10 protein-coding genes, 1 pseudogene and 1 riboswitch are annotated in these 10,551 nt (G+C 70.4%); of the genes and pseudogenes, 3 read left to right on the top strand and 8 right to left on the bottom strand.

Annotated features, from left to right (window positions below):
• The first annotated feature begins 357 nt into the window (after positions 1–357).
• From panD to ACWCQ6_RS27955, 3 genes are read left to right on the top strand one after another with little or no spacing between them, the layout of a single operon-like run.
• On the top strand, positions 358–783 hold the full coding sequence (panD, locus tag ACWCQ6_RS27965; protein WP_451093762.1) for an aspartate 1-decarboxylase: 426 nt from the start codon (positions 358–360) through the stop codon (positions 781–783).
• A 30-nt stretch (positions 784–813) separates the two neighbouring features.
• On the top strand, positions 814–1,176 hold the full coding sequence (locus ACWCQ6_RS27960) for a GNAT family N-acetyltransferase (RefSeq protein WP_451093759.1): 363 nt from the start codon (positions 814–816) through the stop codon (positions 1,174–1,176).
• Between the two features lie 33 nt (positions 1,177–1,209).
• Positions 1,210–1,836, top strand: coding sequence for an arylsulfatase (locus ACWCQ6_RS27955; RefSeq protein ID WP_451093757.1), 627 nt, complete (start codon positions 1,210–1,212; stop codon positions 1,834–1,836).
• Positions 1,837–2,587: 751 nt separating this feature from the next.
• On the opposite strand, the gene ACWCQ6_RS27950 is transcribed toward ACWCQ6_RS27955, so the two are convergent.
• From ACWCQ6_RS27950 to gndA, 8 genes and pseudogenes are all read right to left on the bottom strand, one after another.
• Positions 2,588–3,385: a family 1 encapsulin nanocompartment shell protein gene (locus ACWCQ6_RS27950; RefSeq protein WP_451093755.1), complete on the bottom strand. Its 798-nt coding sequence runs from the start codon at positions 3,383–3,385 to the stop codon at positions 2,588–2,590.
• Positions 3,385–4,452 carry a Dyp-type peroxidase gene (locus tag ACWCQ6_RS27945; protein ID WP_451093753.1) on the bottom strand — a complete coding sequence of 356 codons (1,068 nt, stop codon included), beginning with the start codon at positions 4,450–4,452 and terminating at the stop codon, positions 3,385–3,387. The genes ACWCQ6_RS27950 and ACWCQ6_RS27945 overlap by 1 nt, the downstream gene beginning before the upstream one ends.
• A gap of 168 nt (positions 4,453–4,620) precedes the next feature.
• Positions 4,621–4,719, bottom strand: a pseudogene (locus tag ACWCQ6_RS27940) (hypothetical protein); the annotation flags it as partial.
• Between the two features lie 241 nt (positions 4,720–4,960).
• On the bottom strand, positions 4,961–5,722 hold the full coding sequence (locus tag ACWCQ6_RS27935) for a (2Fe-2S)-binding protein (RefSeq protein ID WP_451093751.1): 762 nt from the start codon (positions 5,720–5,722) through the stop codon (positions 4,961–4,963).
• The gene (locus ACWCQ6_RS27930; protein ID WP_451093749.1) at positions 5,719–6,507 is read right to left on the bottom strand and encodes an ABC transporter ATP-binding protein; all 789 of its coding nucleotides are present in this window, start codon (positions 6,505–6,507) and stop codon (positions 5,719–5,721) included. Before ACWCQ6_RS27930 ends, ACWCQ6_RS27935 begins: the two co-directional genes overlap by 4 nt.
• Positions 6,504–7,559 carry a FecCD family ABC transporter permease gene (locus ACWCQ6_RS27925; protein WP_451093747.1) on the bottom strand — a complete coding sequence of 352 codons (1,056 nt, stop codon included), beginning with the start codon at positions 7,557–7,559 and terminating at the stop codon, positions 6,504–6,506. The genes ACWCQ6_RS27930 and ACWCQ6_RS27925 overlap by 4 nt, the downstream gene beginning before the upstream one ends.
• Positions 7,556–8,536: an ABC transporter substrate-binding protein gene (locus ACWCQ6_RS27920; RefSeq protein ID WP_451093745.1), complete on the bottom strand. Its 981-nt coding sequence runs from the start codon at positions 8,534–8,536 to the stop codon at positions 7,556–7,558. The genes ACWCQ6_RS27925 and ACWCQ6_RS27920 overlap by 4 nt, the downstream gene beginning before the upstream one ends.
• Before the next feature lie 20 nt (positions 8,537–8,556).
• Positions 8,557–8,693, bottom strand: a riboswitch (adenosylcobalamin (AdoCbl) riboswitch).
• Between the two features lie 381 nt (positions 8,694–9,074).
• Positions 9,075–10,514 carry an NADP-dependent phosphogluconate dehydrogenase gene (gndA, locus tag ACWCQ6_RS27915; RefSeq protein WP_451093743.1) on the bottom strand — a complete coding sequence of 480 codons (1,440 nt, stop codon included), beginning with the start codon at positions 10,512–10,514 and terminating at the stop codon, positions 9,075–9,077.
• Between the last annotated feature and the right edge of the window lie 37 nt (positions 10,515–10,551).

Below are 10,551 nucleotides of genomic sequence, written 5' to 3'. Positions count from 1 at the left end.
GATCGGGCACCTCGTCATCACACCCCGCCACCACACCAACGAACACCACCTGCACTGGTCACGCTTCCGCAGACGCAGCCAGGCCAGAGCCCGCCGCTCCCACTACAAACGCAGGGGCCAGAACCCTCAGATGCGGTTGCAGTACTAGGCTGGCGGGGTCGTCGCAGTGGAGCCAGGGAAAGCGCGTGAAGTGCCCTGACGTTGCCTGATGATGCGTCAGGAAAGTCAGCAAGTAGTCAGCATGAGTCCTGAAAAACCTGGGGACAGCTGCCTGAACTTGCGACTCGTTGTAGGGTGTGGAAACAGCCCTTGACCTGCAAAAACGCAGGCAGGGAGCCCATGTCCAGGAGTGCCTCAATGATACGAACGATATTCAAGTCCAAGATTCACCGGGCCACCGTGACCCAGGCCGACCTGCACTACGTCGGTTCCGTCACCGTCGACGCAGAGCTGATGGAAGCAGCGGATCTGTTGCCCGGCGAGCTGGTGCACATCGTCGACATCGACAACGGCGCCCGTCTGGAGACGTACGTCATCGAGGGGGAGCGCGGCTCCGGTGTCATCGGCATCAACGGCGCCGCCGCCCACCTCGTCCACCCCGGTGACCTGGTCATCCTGATCAGCTACGCCCAGGTCGACGACGCCGAGGCACGCGGCCTGACCCCTCGCATCGTGCACGTGGACGCCGACAACCGTATCGTCGCGCTCGGTGCCGATGCCTCCGCGCCCGTACCCGGCACCGCCACCGAACGGAGCCCGCACGCCGTGCCCGCGGCGCGCTGAGCCGGGTCGACCACCGAGGGAGCACCCGCCATGGCGGAACGGACCGGGCGGATCGAGCCGGAGATCCGCGACGACCGCGCGAGCGGCAGTCTGCTCGCGTACGAGGACGGCAAGGCCGTCGGGGGCATCGCGTACTTCGTGACGGATGGTGACCCGGCCGCCCTCGTCGCTGTGCACACCGTCGTCGAACCCGGCCACGAGGGCATGGGCATCGCGGGCGCCCTTGTCCAGGAGTTCTACGCCATGGCGGGCCGCGAAGGCGTCCCCGTCGTCCCGTTGTGCCCGTACGCCGCGAAGTGGGCGGCGCGCCACCCCGACCGGGCCCCCGAGGCACCGGCCGAGCTGGTGGAACGGGCGAAGGCGCAGCTCAAGACGCACCCCGAGCCGTACTGACCCGGGCCGGCCGGGGACTGTACCGTTCGGCCGGTGACACTCGCCCTGCTGCACACCTCCCCGGCCCACGTACCCGTTTTCGACGCGCTCCGCGACGCCGACCACCCCGGACTCGCCCTGCGCCATCTCGTGCACGATGACCTGCTCACCAGGTCGAGGGAAGCGGGCCCCGAGGCGGTGGCGGGCGAGGTCCGGGACCTGCTCGCGGGCGCCGTCGCGGACGGGGCGCGCGCCGTGCTCTGCACCTGCTCGACGATCGGTGGCGTCGCCGAGTCGGAGTCGGTGCGTCTCGGTGTTCCTGTGCTGCGCGTCGACCGCCCGATGGCGGCGGCCGCCGCCGCACGGGACCGCGTGGCCGTGCTCGCGACGATCACCGGCACCCTGGCACCGACCCTCGCCCTGCTCGCCGAGGAGGCGGGGGACCGACCGGTCGACGTACGGACCGTCGTGGTGGACGGTGCCTGGGCGCGCTTTGAGGCCGGTGACCGGGACGGCTACCTGGACCTTGTCGCGGCCGCGGCCGACGCGGTGAAGGACAGCGATGTGATCATGCTGGCGCAGGCGTCCATGGCCGATGCGGTCACCCGTACGGTCACGCGCATTCCGGTGCTCTCCAGCCCTCGGCCGGGTCTCGCCGCCGCGGCCGCCGCCGCTCGCTGACCTCGGCACGGCTCGCGGACCCGGCAGATCATCCGGAACCGGGGCGCACGGACTCACCAGGCGCGGGCAGCCGCTCCGGGGGACGGTGGAAGCAGATCCACCCGAACCGTTCGGAGGCCCCCCGATGACGAATCCCCCCGACCCGGTCCCGCCGGCCCCCACCCCGGGACCGATGCCCGGCCCGCCCTCCCCACTGCCGGAGCCACCACCTCCGCCACCCGGCCCCGTCCCGCCGGGCCCGTCGCCGGATCCGATCCCGCAACCGCCGCCACCGCGCCCCGAACCGGTCCCGGAACCGCAGCCGTCGCCCCGGTAGGCCGGCCACGCCTCGCCCCGGGCAGCCGATCGCCGGCCGGTCCCGGGACGCGTTGCTCGCGCCGGACGGAGTGCACAGCCGCTGAATCGAGGCCGGTCGAAACGGAACGGATCGGTGTCGTGGCCGACCGGCGAGGAGGATTTCCCTGCCCGCCCGGCGGCCCGTGCGGTCTCCGCCGGGCCGCGATCACTCGGTGGGCGGCCGGACGGGCGACGGGCCCAGGGTGTCGGTGCCGGGGGAGGCCCGTTTCCGCCCGGGGACGGACATCGGTCACCCCGCGTCGCTCGGCGTCCGTGCGGACGGTCGCGGCCACGAGGTGACCGCCGAGGCCGTCGACCGTACGGACGCCATCCGTGACCCCGCCCGCCGTCCGCGCCCCGGCCACCGGCACCCTGACCTGGAACGTCCGGGCGACCGGGCAGCGGAGGCAGCGCCTCAGGCGATGATCGGGACCACGGCCTCGGGCGTCAGCATCCGGAAGGTGAACGCCTGATGGAAGTAGAGCCGGATGCTGGTCGCGTCGTGGTCCTGATAGCCGATGGAGAGATCCTGTCCGAGGCGCAGCTCGAAGTCGCCGCCACGGGTGGACAGCAGCACACCGCCCTTGACGGCAGGCGCCCACAGGATCTGGTCGTCGAGCAGCCGGGCCAGATGGGTCGCCACCGGGTACCCGTGGTCGGAGGTCTCGGTGGCCTCGGTGAAGGCGTCGGCACCGAGCAGCAGCCGGTACGGGCCGTCGACCCCGGCCAGCCGCAGCTGGGTCAGTGCCTGGCTGACGGTGGTCGGGTAGTCGCGGGCGTCCGCGGGCAGCGTCAGCGGTGAGTGGCAGGAACCGTCCCGGAGCCCGGTGATCCCGGCCGAGGCGTACCCGTCGATGATCGACATGTCCTCCGCGAACGCACAGGTGCGGGCGGCGTCCTTGACGGGCTGCCAGTCGCTGTCGTCCGAGCCGCGCTCGACGTCGTCCACGGCCGACCGGGTCACCGTGAACGGCACCCGCCACTCGATGACAGGCACCGATGTGCGGGCCTTGGCGACGACGTCCGGGGTGGGCGGATCGATGTCGCGCAGATGGCCGTCGCCGATGGCCGCCAGCTCGGGGCCGTCCGGGCCGGTGACATCGACGACACGGCGGCCCGCCACATGGCGGCTGAAGGTGCGCCGGGCCTCTTCTTCGATCTGGTCCCAGGCGGCATCCGTGACAGGGGCGAGTTCGCGGTGGAGATTGTTCATCACTGGGCGCTTTCTTGCAGGCTGCCGATGTGCAGCGAACCGTCGGCCGGACCGGCCGGGGCCGTCACCGGTGCCGGCGCGGACGCGGGCTCCGGCAGGGCGTCGGTCCCCGCCGGCGAGGGCGAGGGCGGCGGGGCGTCGAGGAAGTCGGCGCTGGGGACGTAGAAGAGGGTGCCGGTGACGGCGGTCGAGAAGTCGAGAATGCGGTCGTGCGTGGCGGGCGCACTGCCGAGGAACATGTTGCGGAGCATCTGCTCGGTCACCCCCGGATCGGCGGCGTAACCGATGAAGTACGTGCCGAACTCGCCCTCTCCGAAGCTGCCGAACGGCATGTTGGCGCGCAGGATGTCGCGCTCCGTGCCGTCCGGGCCGGTGATCGTGTTGAGGGCGATGTGCGAGTCGGCCGGTTTGACGTCGTCGGCGAACTCGATGTCGTCCAGCTTCGTACGGCCGATGACCCGCTCCTGTTCCTCGGTGCTCAGCGCGGTCCAGGAGGCGAGGTCGTGCAGGTACTTCTGCACGATGACGTAACTGCCACCCGCGAAGGGCGGATCCTCGGCGCCGACCAGGGCCGCCGACCGAGCGTCCGCCCCCACCGGGTTCTCGGTGCCGTCGACGAAACCGAGCAGATCCCGGTGATCGAAGTAGCGGAACCCCTGCGTCTCGTCGACGACCGTCACCGCCCCGCCGAGCCGGTCCAGCAGTCGGGTCGCCCATGCGAAACACACGTCCATCCGCTCGGCCCGGATGTGGAACAGCAGATCCCCCGGGGTGGCGGGCGCATGGTGCCGGGCACCGTGCAGTTCCTGGAACGGATGGAGCCGGTCCGGTCGCGGCCCGGCGAACAGCCGGTCCCAGGCCCCGGAACCGAAGCCCGTCACACAGGCCAGGCCGGCTTCGGGGAACCGGAAGCCGATGGAGCGGGCGAAGGCCGCGAGATCCGGCAGCACCGCGCGCACGGCGGGCTCGCCGCCGGGCTCGATCGTGGCGACCAGGATCAGTGCGGCGCTGGTCAGCGGTGCGACGACCGGCTGGACCGCGACCGGCTCCGCGGCGGCGTCGGACATACGGGGGCTCCCTGGGGCGGCAACGGCGGGAAACGGCAACGGGCTCATGCGGTGGGCGGAAACGGGGGCTCGCTGCTACTTACGCACAGCCGGGGCGCCCCCGCACGCCGGGGCACCCGGCCGGGCGAGCCCGACGGCGGCCCGGCGGCCCGCACCGCCCTGCCCGCGTCAGCCCGCGGCGACTTCCGACCGGTCGCCTGCCCAGAGGGTGTGGAAGGAGCCCTCGCGGTCGGTACGGCGGTAGGTGTGCGCGCCGAAGAAGTCGCGCCCGCTCGCCGGATGCCCCCTCGTCGTCCCGCAGAAACCTGGGGGCCGTCCTCGCGGACGGCCCTCACAGCGCCAGCCCATAGGCGCTTCAACATCCATTCAGTGGAAGCGAGTTGCTTCGGGTTCGCGGCGATGATGCCGTAGTGGGGGCGGTGGCCGAATGCGAAAGGGCCAAGGTCGTCCGCCGGGACTGCGCGCCGTTTTCGCTGGAACCGGCGCCTGGACCTTGGAACCACTGGTGCTACTTCGGCCTCGCGTACGCGCGTAGCCGCTCCTCGCGGCTCGTCAGACAACAGCTCGCACAGCGCACCGCCTCCGCGCTCGTGTAGTACAGACAGCAGGTGTTGCGCAGATAGACCAGCCGCTCCGGGCCGTCCGGCGCTTGCCGTACCCTTGCGACCTCGCCCAGCGCCGCGAGTCCGCCGGGGGCGGCGTCCACGAACTGCCACCAGCGGGCAGCCAGCAGATCCACCTGGTCGCCGTACGCGCACAGCGCCGTGGCGCAGCCATGGGCGATCCCTCCACGCAACTGCCTGGCCCCGGCGCGGGTACGACTGTGCAACGCATCGGCGATGGGCAGCAGATGCCCGTCGAGCACGGTGCGGTGCAGCAGCCGTACGGAGTCCTCCCCGGCCCGGGGCACCAGCAGCCGGGCACTGCGCACCCGGACTCCGCCGATCCCGTGCGTGGCGGGGCGGACCAGGACATTGCCGGACCGCATGTCCGGGACCTCGTCGTACAGAGCCCAATGGAGCACGGCGGCGGCAGTGACCCAGCCCGCGTACACCGCCATCAGGGTCAGCGCGGTCGCATGACCGGTGCGGTGGCCGCTGCCTGTGCGTTCGCGCTCCAGCAGCGTGGACAGTTCCTCGCCCGCCGGATCGGCCAGTCGGTCGGCCGCCAGCCACTGTCCTGCTTCGCTCGCGGACGGTTCGCCTTCGGTGACCTGCCAGCGTGGTCCGTACGGCAAGGGCGTCCAGACGGGGGAAGTGTCGTCACTCATGACCGCGGGAGGTAGACGACGTTGGGGGAGCCGGTGACCGGGTGGACGCCGATCCGGGACCGTACCCCGTAGACCTCGGCCAGCAGTTCTTCCGTCAGCACCGCGTGCGGGGAGCCGGATGCCACCACCCGTCCGGCGCTGAGGACGAACAACCGGTCGCAGTAGGAAGCGGCCAGGTTGAGGTCGTGCAGCACCAGCAGATTGGTGGTGCCCAGCGTCCTCACCAGGCCGAGGATCTCCAACTGATAGCGGATGTCCAGATGGTTCGTGGGTTCGTCGAGCGCCAGCAGCCCCGGTTCCTGGACCAGGGCGCGGGCGATCAGGGCCCGTTGCCGTTCCCCGCCGGACAGCTCTTCGAACCGCCGGTCGGCCAGGGGAACCGCGCCGACGCGCCGCAGCGCCCGGTCGATGCGGCGGGCGTCGTCGGCGTCGTCCTGTTCCCAGAACCGTTTGTGCGGGCTTCGGCCCATCGCCACGACCTGGCGTACGGTCAGGCCGAAGGTGCCGGGGCTGTCCTGCGGAACGACGGCGACGCGGCGGGCCCGTTCCTTCACACCGAGGGCCGCGGCGTCCGCTCCGTCCAGCAGGACCCGACCCGTCGCGGGGCGCAGGGCACCGTACACACAGCGCAGGAAGGTGGTCTTGCCACAGCCGTTCGGCCCCACCAGGCCGACCGTCTCGCCGGGGGCAGCGTCCAGGGTGACCGCGTCGAGCAGGGTACGGCCGGCCACCTCGTAGCTGATCCCGTCGGCGGCGAGCGCCGTCGGGGACGGTGCCGTGCTCATCCGGTGATCCCTTCGGTACGGCTGGAGCGGCGCAGCAGCCAGAGGAAGAACGGGCCGCCCACCAGGGCGGTGACCACCCCGGCGGGAATCTCTTCGGGGGCTGCCACGGTCCGCGCCAGCAGATCGGCCAGCAGCAGGAAGACCGCCCCGCCGAGCGCCGTCACCGGCAGCAGGCGGCGGTGGGACGCGCCGACGATCAGCCGGGCGGCGTGCGGAATCATCAGGCCGACGAAGCCGATCGCCCCGCTGTAGGCGACCAGCACACCGATGATCAGTGACACCAGTACGAAGACACCGCCCCGGAAACGGCCGGGGTCCAGGCCCAGGCTGCGGGCCCCTTCCTCCCCGGTCAGCAGCAGATCCAGCGGACGGGCCAGGCTGATCAGGAGTACGGACCCGACGCCCAATACCAAGGCGGGCAGCGCCAGTTGGTCCCAGCGGGCGCCACCCAGGCCGCCCAGGGTCCAGAACAGGATCGCCCGCACATGCTCGGCCCGGGAGGACAGCACCAGGATCAGGCTGGTGAACGCGGACAGCACGTACTGGATCGCCACCCCGGCCAGAATCAGCCGGCCCGTTGTCATGGTGCCGCCGCGCCGGGCCATCGCGTAGACGGCGACCAGCGCGGCCATGGACCCGGCGAACGCGGCAACGGGCAACGCCACGTCGGTGGCCACCCCCGCGCCGACCCCCAGCACGACGACCACGGCAGCGCCCGCCGACGCCCCGGACGAGGCGCCCAGCAGAAACGGATCGGCCAACGGGTTACGCACCAACGCCTGGAGCACCGCGCCCGACAGGGCCAGCCCGGCGCCGACAACGGCCCCGAGCAGCACCCTGGGCAGTCGCACCTCCCACACGATCGTCGGGAACGCGCCAGTGCGTTCACCGCCCAGGACCGTACTCAATACCTCGCCCGGCGGAATCCGTACCGGGCCGAGCGCCAGACCGGCCACCGCCGCCGCGAGCAGCAGCACCGTGAGAACGCCGATCACGACGGGGGGCGAGCGGAGGACGGACTTCGGGCCGGGGCGGGCGGACCCCGCGCTCACGGCGTGCCGGGGTGCAGTTGCCCGGCCAGGTCCTGCACGGCGTCGGTCACCCGGACACCGAGCACCGCAGAGGACAGCGGGAGCACCGCGAACTTCTTGTTCTTGATCGCCGGCACGTCCGCGAGTGCCGGATCGTTCAGCAGCCGCTTCTTCTTGGCCGCCACGGTAGTGCCTCCGTAGTCGTAGATCACGACGACCTCGGGCTTGCGCTCGATGACCTGCTCCCAGGACACGTCGCCGAAGGTGGCGTCGAGGTCCGCGAAGACGTTCCTGCCCCCGGCGAGCCGGACGATCTCGTTGCCTATGCCCTTACCGCCCGCAGTGAACGCGGAGCTGTCGCCGGAGTCGTACACGAACACCGAGGGACGTGAGGAGCTCTTGAGCCCCGACTCGACCCTCGCGATCTTCTGTCGCTCCTCGGCGATCAGCTTCTTGCCGCGCTCCGGTACTCCGAAGGTCCTGGCGACTTCGGTGATCTCGGTGGCGAGCTGATCGATCCCGACCTTGCCCTTGGTGCAGTTCTCGATGTTCAGCCGGGTGTTGATGCCGTCCTTCTGGAGACCCGCCCGGTCCTGGCCCTTGGCCTCGTCGAAGGCGCTGCTGTACCCGCCGTAGACGAAGTCGGGGTTGGCACCGAGCAGCACCTCTTTGGAGGGGTACTCCTTCGCGAGCACCTTGGTCTTGTCGTACGCGGACCGGTACTCCGGCAGGATGTTGTCGTCCAGGTAGGCGGTCCCGGCCAGCCGGTCCTGGAGCCCGAGGGCCAGCATGATCTCGGTGACGTGCTGGTTCATGGTGACGACCCGCTTCGGCGGGGCGTCGAAGGTCGTCTTCGTACCGCAATTGGTTACGGTGTAGGGGAAACCGTCGGCGGCCGGTGCGGCCTCTGCCTTGCTCTCGCCGCCGGTGCCGCAACCGGTGAGCGACAGCAGAAGCAGGGGTATGAGCGCGAGGGGTACAGGGCGTATCGGGGGCATGGCCGAGCCTTTCCGGGGGATGTCCTCGTCCCCTGGGTCGTACGAGAAGGCGGCGCGGTCAGTATCTGGCTTCCGGGCTGTTGCAGCCTGGTCACAGTGGCGGGACCGTACCGGATTCACACCGGTTTCCTGACGCGCGTCGCCTGAGTTTTCGGAGCTCATTCTGTCAGACCGCGTATTCCGCAGGTCATGCCCTTGCGCCGTCGGCCTTGGGCCGCCCCGGACGCCGATGTCCCCGGCGACGACCGGCACTGCGGAGAGGCTCCGCTCGGACCAGCAGGCTCGCCCGCCCCTGCGGGTCTCCACCCTTGCCAACTGGACGTGGGACAGACGCGGCTCGCCACGGAAATTTCACCGAGGCTTCCCCAGCGGTGTTCCCGCGACCGAAGTGGAGCTGGTGTTCTACGCGGCACGGCCCCTTCGGGTGCGAGTCATGGATGGCATCCTCCCGCAGTCCAGGATTGGCCGGACAGAACCTGGACGTCCGTGATCGCAAGCTGGGGCGAATCCGCCCCGTCATCAGCCCTGCGGGTGTCGGTCAGCTTTCGACTTCGGTCTTGTTGCCGCCCCAGAGGGTGTGGAAGACGCCGTCGCGGTCGATGCGGTGGTAGGTGTGTGCGCCGAAGTAGTCGCGCTGGCCTTGAGTGAGGGCGGCGGGGAGGCGCGCGGCGCGCAGGGAGTCGTAGTAGGCGAGGGTGGCGGCGAAGGCGGGGGTGGGGACGCCCTGGGTAGCGGCGGTGGCGATCACGGTGCGCCAGTCGTTCTGTGCGGCGGCGATTTCCGCGGCGAAGCTCTTGTCGGAGAGGAGGCTTGCCATCTGAGGCTGGGCTTCGTAGGCGCTGGTGATCCTGTCGAGGAACGCGGCCCGGATGATGCATCCGCCGCGCCAGATCGCGGCGACCTTCCCGAGGTTGATGTCCCAATCGTATTGCTCGCTGCCGGCCGCGATCTCGTGGAAGCCCTGGGTATAGGCGACGATCTTCGAGGCGTACAGTGCCTGCTCGACCTGATCGGCGAATGCCGCCGCCTTGTCCTCACCGAGCTTGCGGGCGGTCGGTCCGGCGAGGTGGCGTGAGGCATCACGGAGGGCGGCGTGGCCGGAGACGGAGCGGGCGAAGACGGCCTCGGCGATGCCGGAGACAGGAACACCCAGGTCGAGGGCGACCTGCACGGTCCAACGGCCGGTGCCCTTCTGCTCCGCCTGGTCGAGCACAACATCCACGAAGGGCCTACCGGTCGCCGCATCGACATGTGAGAGCACTTCTGCTGTGATCTCGATGAGGTACGAGTCCAGGCGCCCGGTGTTCCAGACGCGGAAGATGTCCGCGATCTGCGCGGGGGAGTATCCGGCGACGTCGCGAAGCAACTGGTAGGCCTCGCCGATGAGCTGCATGTCCGCGTACTCGATGCCGTTATGCGTCATTTTTACAAAGTGTCCGGCGCCGTCAGGGCCGATATACGTGACACACGGGGCGCCGTCCTTGGCCTTCGCGGAGATCTTTTCCAGCATCGGTCCAAGCGAGTCATAAGATTCTCTGCTGCCGCCTGGCATGATGCTCGGTCCGTTGAGTGCGCCTTCTTCGCCGCCGGAGATGCCGGTGCCCACGAAGTGGACGCCCTGCTCGCGCAACTCGCGCTCTCGGCGGCGCGTGTCTGCGAAATGCGCGTTGCCTCCGTCGATGATGACATCGCCCTTTTCGAGGAGCGGGGCGAACTCCTGGATCACGGCGTCGGTGGGATCGCCCGCCTTCACCATGATGACGAGCCTGCGCGGACGCTCCAGCGCCGCGACGAACTCCTGCGGCGTGTGCGCGGCGACGAAGGAGCCCTCGTCGCCGAACTCCTTCACCAGTGCGTCGGTCCTGGCGGTCGTCCGGTTGTGCACCGCGACCGTGTATCCGTTGCGGGCGAAGTTGCGCGCGAGGTTCCGGCCCATCACCGCGAGCCCTGTGACGCCGATCTGTGCAGTGCCGATCATGTGTGTGCCCTGCAATCTGTCTCGGGGATGCCCGGCA

The sequence above is a fragment of the Streptomyces sp. NPDC001880 genome, from assembly GCF_053594575.1.
The sequence above is the reverse complement of the archived record's forward strand: the minus strand, read 5'-3'. Positions and strand labels throughout refer to the sequence as shown.